This is a genomic window from Streptomyces zingiberis, from assembly GCF_012034935.1.
Lineage (GTDB): Bacteria > Actinomycetota > Actinomycetes > Streptomycetales > Streptomycetaceae > Streptomyces > Streptomyces zingiberis.
Genome location: NZ_JAATEN010000017.1, coordinates 91774 through 106828, shown reverse-complemented (window position 1 = coordinate 106828; position 15055 = coordinate 91774). Strand labels below are relative to the sequence as shown.

9 protein-coding genes are annotated in these 15055 nt (G+C 75.5%); 6 read left to right on the top strand and 3 right to left on the bottom strand.

From position 1 onward, the window contains the following. Window positions 1-370: 370 nt before the first annotated feature. Window positions 371-3907: a transcription-repair coupling factor gene (gene mfd / locus HCK00_RS20070; RefSeq protein ID WP_168103397.1), complete on the top strand. Its 3537-nt coding sequence runs from the start codon at window positions 371-373 to the stop codon at window positions 3905-3907. 113 nt (window positions 3908-4020) lie between these two features. Here mfd and HCK00_RS20065 read toward each other — a convergent pair whose 3' ends face one another. After that, complete coding sequence (locus HCK00_RS20065; RefSeq protein WP_311765401.1) at window positions 4021-6054, bottom strand: neutral/alkaline ceramidase; 2034 nt, start codon at window positions 6052-6054, stop codon at window positions 4021-4023. A gap of 523 nt (window positions 6055-6577) precedes the next feature. On the opposite strand from HCK00_RS20065, the gene HCK00_RS20060 reads away from it, so the two are divergent. Further along, a complete protein-coding gene (locus HCK00_RS20060) occupies window positions 6578-7336 on the top strand; it encodes a hypothetical protein (RefSeq protein ID WP_168103395.1) in 759 nt (252 codons plus the stop codon). Further along, the gene (locus HCK00_RS20055) at window positions 7333-8913 is read left to right on the top strand and encodes a serine/threonine-protein kinase (protein WP_168103394.1); all 1581 of its coding nucleotides are present in this window, start codon (window positions 7333-7335) and stop codon (window positions 8911-8913) included. Before HCK00_RS20060 ends, HCK00_RS20055 begins: the two co-directional genes overlap by 4 nt. A gap of 49 nt (window positions 8914-8962) precedes the next feature. Here HCK00_RS20055 and HCK00_RS20050 read toward each other — a convergent pair whose 3' ends face one another. After that, window positions 8963-10000 carry a glycosyltransferase family 2 protein gene (locus HCK00_RS20050; protein ID WP_168103393.1) on the bottom strand — a complete coding sequence of 346 codons (1038 nt, stop codon included), beginning with the start codon at window positions 9998-10000 and terminating at the stop codon, window positions 8963-8965. A gap of 661 nt (window positions 10001-10661) precedes the next feature. After that, window positions 10662-11717 carry an acyltransferase family protein gene (locus HCK00_RS20045; RefSeq protein WP_168103432.1) on the bottom strand — a complete coding sequence of 352 codons (1056 nt, stop codon included), beginning with the start codon at window positions 11715-11717 and terminating at the stop codon, window positions 10662-10664. 796 nt (window positions 11718-12513) lie between these two features. Between HCK00_RS20045 and HCK00_RS20040 the strand changes: the two genes are divergently transcribed. The 3 genes from HCK00_RS20040 to HCK00_RS20030 all read left to right on the top strand — a co-directional run bounded on the left by HCK00_RS20040 (window position 12514) and on the right by HCK00_RS20030 (window position 14987). Continuing rightward, window positions 12514-13155, top strand: coding sequence for a SurA N-terminal domain-containing protein (locus tag HCK00_RS20040; protein WP_168103392.1), 642 nt, complete (start codon window positions 12514-12516; stop codon window positions 13153-13155). A gap of 172 nt (window positions 13156-13327) precedes the next feature. Further along, the gene (locus HCK00_RS20035) at window positions 13328-14467 is read left to right on the top strand and encodes a nucleoside triphosphate pyrophosphohydrolase (RefSeq protein WP_168103391.1); all 1140 of its coding nucleotides are present in this window, start codon (window positions 13328-13330) and stop codon (window positions 14465-14467) included. A gap of 85 nt (window positions 14468-14552) precedes the next feature. Beyond that, window positions 14553-14987 (top strand): DUF6479 family protein, encoded by a 435-nt coding sequence (locus HCK00_RS20030; RefSeq protein ID WP_168103390.1) that lies wholly within the window; start codon window positions 14553-14555, stop codon window positions 14985-14987. The last annotated feature ends 68 nt before the right edge of the window (window positions 14988-15055 follow it).

Below are 15055 nucleotides of genomic sequence, written 5' to 3'. Positions count from 1 at the left end.
CCACTGCTCCCGCGTGCCCTCGCTCATGCGTGCTTCTCCTACCGGCTCCCGCGGGGCTCCGGAGGGGGCGAGGGACGCGGGGCGAGGGACGCGGTACCGCCGGCGGGCGGGTCCGGGCCGGTATCCACCGGTGGCGGACCCGCCCGCCGTCCGTCCGCCTGCCGTCCGTTCGCCGTCCGTCCGCCCGCCGTCCGTCCGCGGGCGGGAGCGGTGGCCGGGCGGCAGGTCTGTCGGCGGGGCCGCCGGCGCGGCGACGTAGGCTGAGGGCATCACCCGGCCCGTCCGCGTGCGCCCTCGCCGGCCGCGCGGCGACGTGCCGGGCAGCTCGCGTTGCCCCCACAAGCCCTCACCCCCGGGACGGAAAGCCTCCATGAGCCTGCACGGTCTGCTCGACGCCGTCGTCCGCGACCCCGCGCTCGCCGAAGCGGCCCAGGCCGCGAAGGGCGGCCGCGTGCCGCACCTCGACCTGGTCGGCCCGCCCGCCGCCCGCCCCTTCGCCGTGGCCGCGCTGGCCCGGGAGGCCGGGCGGACCGTGCTGGCCGTCACCGCCACCGGCCGGGAGGCCGAGGACCTGGCCGCCACCCTGCGCTGCCTGCTCCCGCCGGACGGCGTCGTGGAGTACCCCTCCTGGGAGACCCTGCCGCACGAGCGGCTCTCCCCCCGCTCCGACACCGTCGGCCGCCGCCTCGCCGTCCTGCGCCGCCTGGCGCACCCGGCGGCCGACGACCCGGCCGCCGGGCCGGTGCAGGTGGTCGTCGCGCCGGTGCGCTCCGTGCTCCAGCCCCAGGTCAAGGGGCTCGGCGAGCTGACGCCGGTGAGCCTGCGGCAAGGGGGCGGCGCCGATCTCCAGGAGATCACCGAGGCGCTGGCCGCCGCCGCGTACGCCCGGGTCGAGCTGGTCGAGAAGCGCGGCGACTTCGCCGTGCGCGGCGGCATTCTCGACGTCTTCCCGCCCACCGAGGAGCACCCCCTGCGGGTGGAGTTCTGGGGGGACGAGGTTGAGGAGATCCGCTACTTCAAGGTCGCCGACCAGCGGTCCCTGGAGGTCGCCGAGCACGGTCTGTGGGCGCCGCCCTGCCGCGAGCTGCTGCTCACCGAGGACGTCCGGCGGCGTGCCGCGGAGCTCGCCGGGGCGCATCCGGAGCTGGCGGAGCTGCTCGGCAAGATCGCCGAGGGGATCGCGGTGGAGGGCATGGAGTCCCTCGCGCCCGCCCTCGTCGACGAGATGGAACTGCTGCTCGACGTCCTGCCCGAGGGCGCGATGACGGTCGTCTGCGACCCGGAGCGGGTCCGCACCCGCGCCTCCGACCTCGTCGCCACCAGCCAGGAATTCCTCCAGGCGTCCTGGGCGGCCACCGCCATGGCGGACTCCGGCGAGGCCCCCATCGACGTGGACGCCGCCTCGCTGCGCTCCCTCGCCGACGTCCGGGAGCGGGCCCGGGAACTGGGCATGGCGTGGTGGTCGGTCAGCCCCTTCGCGGCCGACGAGGAGGACGACGGCGACACGGTCAAGCTGGGGATGCGCGCCGCGGAGAGCTACCGCGGCGACACCGCCCGCGCCCTGGCCGACACCAAGGGCCGGCTGGCCGAGGGGTGGCGCGCGGTCTACCTCGCCGAGGGCCACGGCACCGCCGCCCGCATGGTGGAGGTCCTCGGCGGCGAGGGCGTCCCGGCCCGGCTGGAGCGGGACCTGGGGGAGCTCACCCCGTCGGTGGTCCAGGTCTCCTGCGCCACCCTCGAAGCCGGTTTCACCGACCCGGCGCTGAAGCTGGCGGTGCTCACCGAGACGGATCTCACCGGCCAGAAGACCGCCGGCCGGGACGGCGCCCGGATGCCCGCCCGCCGCCGCCGGACGATCGACCCGCTGACCCTGGAGGCGGGCGACTACATCGTCCACGAGCAGCACGGCGTCGGCCGCTACCTGGAGATGGTGCAGCGCACCGTGCAGGGCGCCACCCGCGAGTACCTGCTCGTCGAGTACGCCCCCGCCAAGCGCGGCCAGCCCGGTGACCGCCTCTACATCCCCACCGACCAGCTGGAGCAGGTCACCAAGTACGTCGGCGGCGAGGCCCCCACCCTGCACCGGCTCGGCGGCGCCGACTGGACGAAGACCAAGGCCCGCGCCAAGAAGGCCGTCAAGGAGATCGCCGCCGACCTCATCCGGCTGTACTCGGCGCGGATGGCCGCGCCCGGCCACTCCTTCGCCCCGGACAGCCCCTGGCAGCGCGAGCTGGAGGACGCCTTCCCCTACGCGGAGACCCCGGACCAGCTCACCACCATCGCCGAGGTCAAGGAGGACATGGAGAAGACGGTCCCGATGGACCGGCTGATCTGCGGCGACGTGGGCTACGGCAAGACGGAGATCGCGGTGCGGGCGGCGTTCAAGGCCGTCCAGGACGGCAAGCAGGTCGCGGTGCTGGTCCCGACCACCCTGCTGGTGCAGCAGCACATGAACACCTTCACCGAGCGCTACGCCCAGTTCCCCGTCATCGTGCGGGCGCTCTCCCGCTTCCAGACCGACACCGAGGCGAAGGCCGTGCTGGAGGGGTTGCGGGAGGGCTCCGTGGACGTCGTCATCGGCACCCACCGGCTGTTCTCGTCCGAGACGAAGTTCAAGGACCTCGGCCTGGTCGTGGTGGACGAGGAGCAGCGCTTCGGCGTGGAGCACAAGGAGCAGCTGAAGAAGCTCCGCGCCAACGTCGACGTCCTCACCATGTCCGCCACGCCCATCCCGCGCACCCTGGAGATGGCGGTCACCGGCATCCGCGAGATGTCCACCATCACCACCCCACCGGAGGAGCGCCACCCCGTCCTCACCTTCGTCGGCCCGTACGACACCCGGCAGATCTCCGCGGCGATCCGCCGCGAACTGCTCCGCGAGGGCCAGGTGTTCTACATCCACAACCGGGTCGAGTCCATCGACCGGGCGGCGGCGCGGCTGCGGGAGGCCGTGCCCGAGGCGCGGATCGCCACCGCGCACGGCCAGATGTCGGAGACCGCGCTGGAACAGGTGGTCGTGGACTTCTGGGAGAAGAAGTTCGACGTGCTGGTCTCCACCACGATCGTGGAGTCCGGCATCGACATCTCCAACGCCAACACCCTCATCGTGGAGCGGGGCGACAACTTCGGCCTCTCCCAGCTCCACCAGCTCCGCGGGCGCGTGGGCCGGGGGCGCGAGCGCGGCTACGCCTACTTCCTCTACCCGCCGGAGAAGCCGCTGACGGAGACGGCGCACGAACGGCTGGCGACCATCGCCCAGCACACCGAGATGGGCGCGGGCATGTACGTCGCCATGAAGGACCTGGAGATCCGCGGCGCGGGCAACCTCCTCGGCGGCGAGCAGTCCGGGCACATCGCGGGTGTCGGCTTCGACCTCTACGTCCGGATGGTCGGCGAGGCCGTCGCCGACTACCGGGCCGGCCTGGAGGGCGGCGCGGAGGAGGAGCCGCCGCTGGAGGTCAAGATCGAACTCCCGGTGGACGCCCACGTCCCGCACGACTACGCCCCCGGCGAGCGGCTGCGCCTCCAGGCGTACCGGGCCATCGCCTCCGCCAACTCCGAGGGGGACATCGCCGCCGTCCGCGAGGAGCTGACCGACCGCTACGGCAAACTGCCCGAGCCGGTGGAGAACCTGCTGCTCGTCGCCGGGCTGCGGCTGCTGGCCCGCGCCTGCGGGGTCACCGACATCACGCTCCAGGGCTCCAACGTCCGCTTCTCCCCGGTGGAGCTGCGCGAGTCGCAGGAGCTGCGGCTGAAGCGGCTCCACCCGCGCGCGGTGCTCAGGCCGTCCGCCCACCAGGTGCTGGTCCCGCGCCCGGCCACGGCCCGCATCGGTGGCAAGCCGCTGGTCGGCCGTGAACTGCTGGCGTGGACGGGCGAGTTCCTGACGACGATCCTGGGGTCCTGAGGGGCGGCGGAGGGACGGGGCGTCACGGGAGCCGGCAGCGGGCCGGTATGGTCCTCCGCGTTCCGGGGGCGCCGCTGTCCTGGGGCGGCGGCGTGGGCGCGAGCGCCGGGGTGTCAGTGCACCGTGAAGGTGCGGGAGGTGCCGGTGAAGCCGGTGATCCGGCCGAGGAGGTCGCGGGCGTCGCCGTGGTGGAGGAAGCGGTAGTCGCCGGGCTCGGCGTCCGGCGGGATCTCCCAGGTGACGGTGGCCGTGGAGACGGCGGTGTGCTCGCGCTTCCAGCGGTAGGTGGTGGACCAGTCGTTGTCGGTCGCGACCGTCCGCCAGCCGTCCGCGGTCTGCCGCTGGACCTCCAGGAACGTGCCCTCCGTGCGCAAGTTGTTGCGCGGGTGGCCGGTGTGGAAGACGGCCTCGGCACGTTCGCCGGGGCGGTGGCTCGGGGCGGGCTGCTCGGCGAGGTCCCCGAAGCGCTTGCCGAGCGGCGGGGAGTCCAGGACGACACCGGGCTTCACGTCGAACTGCCGGTCGCCGAGCCAGGGCGGCCGGACGGCGCTCGGGGTGGGCTCGCCGTTCCGCAGCGCGGTGGCCAGCTTCGCGAACTCCTGCTGGTAGGCGGGGAGGGTGTGGCGGCCGAAGTGGGTGGAGGCGCCCTCGTAGTGCTGGGCGTCGTACTCCTCCGGTGTGGTGACGTAACCGGCGTAGGCGTTGGAGTACCCCGCCAGCACGGTGTGGCGTGAGGAGGCGCCCAGTTCCTCCGCGACGGTGTCCAGGAGGCGGTGCCCGGAGACGACGGTGAACTCGGCGGGGACGGCGGTGAGCGTCAGCTGCCCGACGCGGACGAGCTGGAGGGGCAGGATCTGCGGGGTCCAGGTGGGCCGCTGCGCGCCCGTGGTGAGGAAGACCGGCTTGGGCCGCTGGCACGCGCGGACCGCGGCCGGGGTGGGCGCGACCACGGCGCCGGCCACGGTGAGCAGCGGATTGGGCGCGAGCTCGCCCTCCTCGGCGATGTCCGGGCCGGGGCCGTCCTCGGCGCCCGCGGTGAAGCCCTGGCCGAGCGCCGCCGGGCAGGTGGTGGCGGGCCGGCCGTGGTCGGTGAAGCCGGCGCCGACCTCGACGCCGGAGAAGTCGACGTAGCGCACCCGGTGGCCGATCGGGCCGGTCAGCTCCTCGGTGGCGGAGTCGAACAGCTCCACCGCCCGGTCCGCCTGGAGACGGCCGATGATCTCCGTGTTCTCGAACTCGTCGTCGGTGGGGCCCTTGGCGCCGCCCTCGCGGAGGTTGGGCGACATGTCCCCGGCGTTCGACTGCGGGAAGGCGGCGACGAACGCCCCGCGCTCCACCCCGTCCACCCCGTCCACCCCGTGCACGTCGTGCTCCACGCGGTACTGGGCATAGCCCTTGTTGTCCGGGCTGATGAGGGTGTTCTCCGGGGTCATGGAGGTGGCGTGGGTGGCGAACCAGCTCACCATGCCCACCGGCCGCCCGTCCTGCTCGAAGCGGAGCACCGTCATCGAGCGGTCCACGGCTCCGGGGAAGCGCTCGCGGTCCTCCGCCGGATTGCGGTCGAACGCCTCCCGGGAACGGTTGACGTTGGCGCCGTCCAGTTCACCGGTGGCGATCTTCACCGTGCCCGGCGCGAGGTCCGCGTCGGCGGCCACGACGGCCCGGACGATGCCGGAGACGATCGCCTGGTACGTCTTCTCCTTGTAGCCGAGGATCGTCAGGTTGTAGAGCAGGTCGTGGGAGTGGCCGCCCGGGCCGGCGTGCGTGTGGGTGGAGGAGAGGATCACGTTGGAGTCGGTGTAGCGGCCGCCGAAGCGTTCCCCGAGGCGGCGCATCACGTCCTGATGGACGCTCTGCATGATCATGCCGAGGTCGGTGGAGACGAAGACCGTGCGCCCGCCGGCGCCGTCGGCGAGCGCGAAGGCGCGGGCCCACTGGCGGGAGTGGATGCCGGAGGTCTCCTGGTCCAGCCGGGCGTAGCCCATCATGCCGACCTCGGCGGCCTCGCCGGTGATGTCGGCGATGCCCACGCCCACTTGGTAGCCGGAGCCGGAGCCGGAGCCGGAGCCGGAGCCGGAGCCGGAGCCGGAGCCGGATTCCGCGGCGGCGCCCGCCGGGGTGGCCGTCAGCGGGGCGAGCAGGAGCACGGCGAGAGCCGCGCCGGCGGCGGCGAGGAGGCTCCGGCCGGGGCGGTGCGGCCGTCGCCCGGACGGCCGCGGGCCTTCCTCCGGGCGGGACCGCGCCGCCCCCGCCCCCGGGGCACGGCCCCGGCCGTCGCCGGCGGAGCGGATGATCCGTGTGATCCGTGTCGGCATGCGGGAGCCCCCGGAGAGTTGGGAGGGCGGTCCGGCAGCCCGGGGCTGTCCGTTCCGCCACGGGTCGGGCTCAGGATGGACCGGGGTTACCGGCGGGTCAAGAGCGGGGACGGCACTGACTTACGCGCGGTAACACCCCCTGGGGAAACGGGTGACGAGCGCCGGTTCGGCGGTTTTTCGCCCGATGTCCGGACCTTGCCGGGCGGGTGGCTGCGGTGATCTGCCCCGACGGGCAGTCGTTTACCGGATCGTGAGCCCGAACGCGGCAACGGATGACGCCCCGTCCGCGTCCCCGTATACGCTCGTTTTGAGCCGATCTCCGGCCCCGGTCCGGCACCCGTCCCCAGGAGCATTCATGTACGGCCCTGTTCCCGTGCCTCCGCAGCGACGTCCCCCGGCCGACCGGAACGTCATCGTGCTGCGGGTGGTGTTCGTGACGCTCACGCTGATCTGCTTCGGGGCGCTGGCGTGGGTGCCGATGCTGCGGATCGCGCTGCTCCGCCGGAAGACCTCGGACTGGCTCGCCTTCCTCGGCATCCTGGTGCTCTGCACCGTCTGCTTCGGTGTCGTCGGCGAGCTGCCGGAGGAGGACCGCCGGACGGATGTCGCCATGGTCCTGCTGCTGATGACGGCCGTCGGCGTCACCGCCCACTACCTCGTGGTCGACATCAGGCACCATCAGGAACTCGCGGCCGGACGGCCGCCCGGGGCGGGGCCGATGTCCTTCCACCCGGGGATGCCGGCGGCGCGGCCCTACCCGCCGGGCCCGGTGAACCACGGGGTCACGGCCGGTCCCGGGGCCGCGCAGGGGCCGACGATGCCCGCGTACGGCTTCCCACAGCCACAGCCACAGCCGCAGCCACACCCACAGCAGCCCGGGCCGCCCCGCGGCCCCCTGCGCCCGCCGGCCGGCCCTGCGCCGGGCACGCCGCCGCAGGGCGGCCCGGCCGGATCAGGCGGCCCGGCCGCCGAGCCCTACCCGGCCACGCCCACCCCGGGCCGTCCGCAGCCCCGGCGCATCGACCGCGTCCGCGCCGAGCTGGACGAGCTCAGCGACCTCCTCCGCAAGGAAGAGGGCGGCGGCGCCGGTGAGGACGGGGGCGGCCGCCGGTGAACGGCCGGGTGATCGCCGAGCGGTACGAACTCTCCGCGCTCCTCGGCCAGGGCGGCATGGGCCAGGTGTGGATGGGCTACGACCGCCGGCTGGACCGGCGGATCGCGGTCAAGCTGCTCCGCCCGGACCGCATGGCGGCCGAGACGGAGGAACTGCGCCGCCGCTTCCTGCGCGAGTGCCGGGTCACCGCCCGCGTGGACCACCCCGGCCTGGTCACCGTGCACGACGCGGGCAGCGACGGCGACGACCTCTACCTCGTGATGCAGCACATCGAGGGCGCCGACCTCGCGGACCACCTCGCCGAGCACGACCCCTACCCCTGGCCCTGGGCCGTGGCGGTGGCGGCGCAGCTCTGCGCGGTGCTGGCCGCGGTGCACGCCGCGCCCGTCGTCCACCGCGACCTCAAACCGCGGAACGTGATGATCCGCCAGGACGGCACCCTCAGCGTGCTGGATCTCGGCATCGCCGCCGCCGTCGACACCGACACCACCCGCCTCACCCACACCGGCTCCCCCATCGGCAGCCCCGCCTACATGGCGCCCGAGCAGGCGATGGGCGGAGCCGTCGGCCCGTACACCGACCTCTACGCCCTCGGGGTGCTGCTCCACGAACTCCTCAGCGGGCAGGTGCCGTTCCAGGCGGCCACCTCCCTCGGCGTCCTCCACCAGCATCTGCACGACGCGCCGGTGCCCGTGCGGCAGCTGCGGCCCGAGGTGCCCGCGCCGCTGGAGGCGCTGGTGCTGCGGCTGCTCGCCAAGGACCCGCGCCACCGGCCGGCCGGGGCGCAGGAGGTGTACCAGGCGCTGGCCCCGCTGCTGCCCTCGTCCGCCACCGCCTCGCCCTACGCGCGCCCGCCCGGGCCGCTGGACCCCACCCGTCCCTTCCTCCGCCCGCACGCGCCCTGGCCGGAGGGGGCCGCCGCCGTCCCGGAGCCCGCCCCGTCCGTCCCTGCGCCCGTCATCCCCGACCCGCGCCGGGCGCCCGGCGAGACCCCGCCGCACCGCACCGGCCGGACGGTCGTCGCGGACGCCGTCGAGGAGGTCAAGCGGCTGCTGGACGCGGGCCGGCTCACCCAGGCCGTGGACGTCCTCGGCTCCGTCCTGCCCGTCGCGGCCGAACACCACGGCGAGCAGTCGGCCGTCGTCCGCAGCCTGCGCAAGCAGTACGCCGCGACGCTCCTCGACGACGGCCAGTACCGGCGCGCCCTGCCCGAACTGCGCCGGCTGGCCGCCGAGACCTCCGCCGAACCCGGGCCCGGCGCGTTCCGGGAGGCGTTGCAGTTCCGCTACGAGGCCGCGCAGTGCCTGGAGCAGATCGGGGAGGCGACCGCCGCCATCGCCGAGTACCGCGCCCTGCTGCCCGCCTTCGAGCGGGACACCGCGGCCGGCCCCGCCGTCCCGCTGGAGATCCGGGCGCGCATCGGCACCCTGCTGCACGCCGTCGGCGCCTACCGCGAGGCGCACGAGACGCAGTCGCGCCTGCTCGGGGACGTCGAACGGCTCTACGGGCCGTACCACCCGATGGCCGCGGACCTGCGCCGCGCGCTGGACCGGCAGCGCCAGGTGCATCAGGGCTGAACCCAGGCCGGATCCGGGCGCCGGGCCGGGTGCCGGGCCGGCCCCGGGATCAGGCCCGGGACACCGGTACCCGGCCGGCCTCCGCGTCCCCCGTGGTGCCGGCCGGTCCCCGGCCACCGCGGCGGCCCCGTGCCCCGCCCGGCCGGAGGCCGTCGAGCAGCCGCGCGCGCTCCGGGCCGATCTCCGCCAGCGTCCGCTCCAGGACGTCCTCCGGCATCCGGCCCAGCGCCGCCGCGGCCTCCCGCTTCAGCCGCCGCGCCACGCGCGGCTGGTAGCGGCCGGCCTTCGCCAGGTGGAAGGCGATCAGCGCGCAGTACGTGCGCACGACCTTGGGCAGGAAGCGGTCCCGCTCCGGGTCGGCCAGCACCAGTTCGAGCATCGCGTCGTGGGCGGGGAGGAAGTCGAGCTGGCGTTCGTCGAGGATCTGGGTGAGGGAGGTGGTGACCCCGCGCCGGTAGAAGACGCCGAGCAGGCCGACGGTCGCGCTCGTCTCGGCGGCGAGATACAGCCGCCAGGTCCACAGCCGGTCCTCGGCGGTGCGCAGCCCGGTGTCGAAGCGCAGCGCCCCGTCCTCGAAGAGCCGCCGGTGGTAGACGCCCGCCCAGACGAAGGGGTAGTCCACCATCGTCTCCCTGTGCGCCGGGGTGATGGTGTCCCGGGGGTGGACGACGGTGCCGCGCACCGGGGCGGGGGCGCGGCGCACCACCCGGGTGGTGCCGGTGCACTGGACGTGGTCGGTGCGGACGAAGTCACAGCCCAGCGACTCCGCGGCGGAGAGCAGGTCGTCGAGGTGGCCGCGGCCGTACCAGTCGTCCCCGTCCAGGAAGGTGACGTACCGTCCGCTCGCCGCCGCGAGCCCGGTGTTGCGGGCGTGGGAGATGCCGCCGTTCTCCGGCTGCCGGATCACCGTGGCGCGGGGCAGGGTCCGGCGGGCGCGGTCGAGGATCTCGGACGTGGCGTCCGTCGAGTGGTCGTCGACGAGGATGAACTCGATGTGCTCCGCGGCGTTGGCGGCCAGGCTGTGCAAGGTGTCGGGCAGATAACGCTCGACGTTGTAGCAGGGGACTATGACGGAGAGCTTGGTCAACGGTCTGTCTGCCTTGTCGGGGTTCGGTGGCGCGCCGCGGTGGCGCCGCCCGGGGTCGGGGTTCTCGGGGCGGGGGTCGGGGTGTGCGGCGCGGGGGCCGCGGCCGGGTGTCCCCGGCGGGGCGCTGGTGCCGTGGCCGGGGAGGGACACCGGCTCGCGGCGTCCGGTGCGGCGTTCTCCCGGGCCTCCGGCCGGGATGCCCGCGCGCCGCGTCCCCGCGTCATCCGGGCACGCCCGGTGGACGGGTGGGACTCCGCCGCGCGACGCGCCATGTGGGGCGCGCGCTTCCCGGCACCCCTTCCCGGCCACGGCACCAGGGGAACCGTAGGGAAACGGCGGCCCCGCCGGATGGCGTCCCGGGGAGCGGCGGGTGAACGCCGGGTGTCGGGTCGGTGCGGCGGGCGGCGGCCCGCGGAACCGGCGCCGGGGCCGGTGGTGGCAGGGGTGCGCCGGCAGGGGCCGGCGGTTGGCGGGAGCCGGCGGTGGCAGGGCGGGGACACGGGGCGTGCGGCTCGCCCGGCACCGTGGCCACGGAGTGTGGCCACAGTGGGGTGCCACGGAGGGTGGCCACAGTGGGGTGCCACGGGGGCCTGGCCACAGGGGTGCCACGGGGAGGGCGCGATGGAGCGCGCGCCGGCGCGGGACTCCGGTGGACGAGCGCTCAGCCGAGCCACCGCCGCAGCCCCAGCCGCCCCCACGCCAGGCTGGCCCCGAAGGAGACCACCACCGTCGCCACGGTGAGGGCGACCGTGAGCAGCGCCGCCCCCGCCACGCCGGCCCGCGGGGACACCACCGGTTCCGCCAGCACGTCGATCACCAGCACATGCACCAGGTAGGCCCCGTACGCGGCGGCCGCCAGTCTCCCCAGCGCCGGGCGCAGCCGCTCCGGCACCCGGATCCGGTGCAGCGAGAGCAGCGCCCCGAAGAGGAGGAGTGCCACGAGGAGATGCGCGTTGGGGATCACGTAGTGGACCGCGTGCTGGTACCAGAGGATCCCGCCCACCGCGGCCACGGTCACCACGGCCCAGGGCCACCGCCGCCCCGCGGCACCGGCGGGCAGCGCGAACAGCAGCGCCCCGACGACGGCGTACACGATCTGGTACACGACGAAGCCCCAGCCGAACCGGGGCATGTCCCAGCCGGTGAGCACCCCCAGGTCGGCCAGGAGCTGGGGCGCGACGGCCAGCCCCAGCAGACCGGCGGCGAGCCCCCACGGCCGCCGGCCGGCGCGCACGAGGGCGGCGCACGCCAGCAGCGAGATCACCGGAAGATAGGTGTAGAGGTACCAGAGGTGGTAGGCGGGGCGGACGGAGGCGAGGAGCGAGGCCGGCGCCAGCTCGCGCAGCGGATCCTCGTTGCTCCCGGTCAGCCGTCCCCAGAGGAGGTAGACGGCGGTCCACACCGCCAGCGGTATCCCGATCTTGACGATCCGCTGCCACACCCGCCGCCCGTCCCGCGGGGGCGCGCCCACCAGGACGGCCCAGCCCGCGATGGCGAAGTACATCGGCACCGCGAAGCGGCTGATCGCGTCCGCCGTCATCCCCGCCCAGTACGCGGCCGGGCCGTTCGCCTCCTCGTGCGCCACGGCCGCGATGAACGCCGAGCCGACATGGCCGAGGATCACCCCGCAGGAGCAGAGCAGCCGGATGAGGTCGATGTCGTACCGGTGTTCGCGGGGCGCGGCGGAGCCGGCCGCACGTGCGGACTCCGGCGACACGGGAGCCGGGCCGGCCGGGCCGGCGGGGTCCGGGGGCGCGGGCCGCGGGTCCGCGCCGGTGGGCTGCGCGTCCGCGGTGGGCCGGCCGGCGGGGGCCGGGGTGGATCCCGGGGCGGCGGTGGCGTCGGCGGTCAGATCCTGGGAGGGCAACGGGGCAACCTGGAGGGGAGGCGACGAGGGCACGGCGGCGCGCGCGGGGTGGCGCGCGCCGGAGGGCGAGACTCCCGCGCCCCGGCGACACCCGGCCGAAGCCCAGGGGAACGGCGGGCCAACTTTCGGTCCTCCGGTCCTCCGTGCCGTGCGTCGTTCCCCGGTCCCGTCGGCTTTCCGGCTTTCCGGCACCCGGTCCGGGCCTTCGCGCCGCTCGGCTCACGGCTCTCCAGCGGCGTCGCCGCCCCTGACCCGGTACGGGCCCGGACCGGCGACCCCCCGGGGGTGGCCCTCATCGCGCGGTACGCCGGGCGTGCCCGCCACCGCGCGGTACGGCGTGCGGACGGCGGGGCCGGGCAGGGCCGGGCAGGACCGGCACGGGACTCGGGCGGGCTCGGCCCGTCGGCCCCGGCCCGGTGGCTGCGGCCCGTCGGCCCCGGCCCGTCGGCTCCGATCCGACGGCCCCGGAGCGGCCGGGGGAGGCCCCGCCGCGGGCCGGTCACGCGGATCCGAGAAGAGTCCGGAAGAAGTGCTGGTTCCCGCCGCGCCGACTACCTAATATCGATCACCGCACCGATCGTCCGCCGCAGCACGGCCCGCCCTCCCCGCCCCGCCCGGGCCGGGAGTCCCGAAGCCTGGAGGCTCCATGCACCGCCGCCGGTCCGTCCTCTCCCTCTCCGCCGTCGCGCTGATGGCCGCGACGCCGCTGCTCACGGGCTGTGGTGACGACACACATCCGGGGTCCGCGGCCGTGGTGGACGGCGACCGGATCACCGTCTCCCAGGTCCAGGCGCAGGTGGCGGACGTCCGGGCGGCCCAGGGCGAGTCGCGGGACGCCAAGGCGCTCATCTCCGGCACGGGACGGCTCAGCCGTTCCACCCTCAACAGCATGATCTTCGACAAGGTGCTGGCCCGGGCCGCCGCGGACGCCGGGGTGAGCGCCAGCCGGGCCGAGGTCCAGCGGATCCGCGGCCAGGCGGAGGAGGCCGCCGGCGGCGCCGACCGGCTGCGCGAGATGTGGCTCCAGCAGTACTCCATCGGCCCCGCGATGCTGGAGGAGACGCTGCGCAACCAGGTGCTCATGGACAAGCTGGCGGAGAGCATGGGTGCGGACCGCACCAGCCCGCAGGGCCAGCAGAAGGTCGTCGAGGCGCTCCAGAAGGCGTCGAAGAGCATGAACGTCCAGGTCAACCCGCGCTTCGGCAAGTGGAACGACAAGCAGGTGCTGCTCGACTCCGTCCAGGAGTCCTGGCTGAAGCCGACCCCGGAGGCGGCCCGCCAGTCCTGACGGCCCACCCGCCGCCCGCCGCCTCGTGACGCCGCCGCCCGCCCCGGCGGGGGCGGCGCCCGGTCGACGCGCCGCACCACCCGGTGGCCGTGCTCGCCGGGGGAGCCGGGGGAGCCGCGGGCGGTGACCACCGGCGCCGGACGCCCCCGCGTGGTGGGTTACGTTCGATGCCGTGACCGACGCGACGCAGGATCCGACAGCGGCCCCCGGGCCCGCCGCACCGGCCGCCCACGGCCGTATCGTCCTCCTCACCACCAGCCACCGGGTCGCCCCGGGCCTGCTCTCCTGGCCCGCCTGGAGCGTCCTGCGCGCGGCCGACCGCGTGCTCTGCCCCGACCCGGACCATCCGCAGCTTCCGTATCTGCGCGAGGCGGGCATCGCGGTGGAGTCCGGTGAGGAGCCGCCGTCCGCGGAGGAACTGGTCGCCTACTGCACGGGGGACACGGGGGACACGGGGGACACGGGGGACACGGGGGACACGGGGGACACGGGGACCGGGGAGCCGGCCGGCCCGGTGGCGGGTGGCCGCACGGTCGTCGTCCTCCCCGCGGGGGAGGGAGATCCCCGGCTGACCGACGGCCTCGCCCGGCTCGCCGGCTCCGGCCGGTTCCGGATGCCCGAGCTGGAGCTCCTGCCCGCCTCCTACGACCTGCCGGGCGCCCGGCTGCTGGACCTGGTGCAGGTGATGGACACGATCCGCGCCGCGTGCCCGTGGAGCAGCCGGCAGACCGCCGAGGGCCTGGTCAAGTACGCCATCGAGGAGGCGTACGAGCTGGTCGAGGCGATCGAGGACGGGGACCGGCAGGCGCTCCGCGAGGAGCTGGGCGACGTGCTCCTCCAGGTGGTCTTCCACGCCCGGATCGCGGAGGAGGACGAGACGGAGCCGTTCTCCATCGACGACGTGGCGGGAACCATCGTGGACAAGCTCGTCCACCGTCACCCGCACATCTTCGGCGAGGAGACCGCCGAGACGCCGGAAGAGGTCAAGGCGCACTGGCTGCGGACCAAGGCGGTCGAGAAGCGCCGGGATTCGGTCACCGAGGGCATCCCGCTCGGACAGCCCGCGCTCGCCCTGGCCGCCAAGCTGGCCGCCCGGGCCCGCACCGCCGGGCTGGACGTGCCCCTGCCCGCGGCGCCGGAGGCGGACGCCGGACCGGACGCCGGACCGGACACCGCCAGCGCCCGTTTCGGAGCGGCGCTGCTGGACCTGGCGGCGCGCGCCGAGGCGGCCGGCACCGACCCGGAGTCCGCGCTCCGCGCCACGTCCCGCGCCTACCGCGACGCGATCCGCGCGGCGGAGCGCCCCGCCTGATTCCCCGGGCCCGCCGCTCCCGCGAGCCCGCCGTGGTCCCCGGGGCGCCCGGATTGACCCCCTTCGGGGCGGGTACCCGGGGATCATGTATCAGCTGAGCTTGGAGATCGCGGCGGCGAAGGACCTCTGGGTGGGGCTCGGCCCTCTGCTGATCGGGCTGGGCGTGGTGGGCCTCCTGATCGGGGCCGTGGCGTTCGGCCGGCGGCAGAAGGCGCGCGAGCCCGGCGTGCCGAAGGGGCAGCAGCAGCGCGCCGGCGCCTGGCAGACACGCGAGGAGTACGGCCACCGCACGGCTCCCGACCACGGGCCGGGGCACCAGGACGCGACGGGCACGGGTGACGTGGTCGAGGGCCACCGCGAGCACTCGCCGGAACTGCCCCCGGAGGGCAAGCGGCGCCTCCCGCACGAGCTGGGGCCCTACGGCGTGGAGGAGGAGGCGCCCGGCAGCGGCGAGGCCGGCGGTCCCGCCCCCGAGCGCCCGGCCTGGGACCGCGGCGGCAGCGGCCACGGCACGGGCTGACACCCGCCGCCGGGGCGGACGCGGGGGACATCACCACGGCCGGCCCGCCCCGGCGCGCACCGGCCACG

Excerpts from the sequence above, each read along its gene's own strand:
- mfd (WP_168103397.1), top strand. The coding sequence starts at position 371 with ATGAGCCTGCACGGTCTGCTCGACGCCGTCGTCCGCGACCCCGCGCTC.
- HCK00_RS20060 (WP_168103395.1), top strand. The coding sequence starts at position 6,578 with ATGTACGGCCCTGTTCCCGTGCCTCCGCAGCGACGTCCCCCGGCCGAC.
- HCK00_RS20040 (WP_168103392.1), top strand. The coding sequence starts at position 12,514 with ATGCACCGCCGCCGGTCCGTCCTCTCCCTCTCCGCCGTCGCGCTGATG.
- HCK00_RS20030 (WP_168103390.1), top strand. The coding sequence starts at position 14,553 with ATGTATCAGCTGAGCTTGGAGATCGCGGCGGCGAAGGACCTCTGGGTG.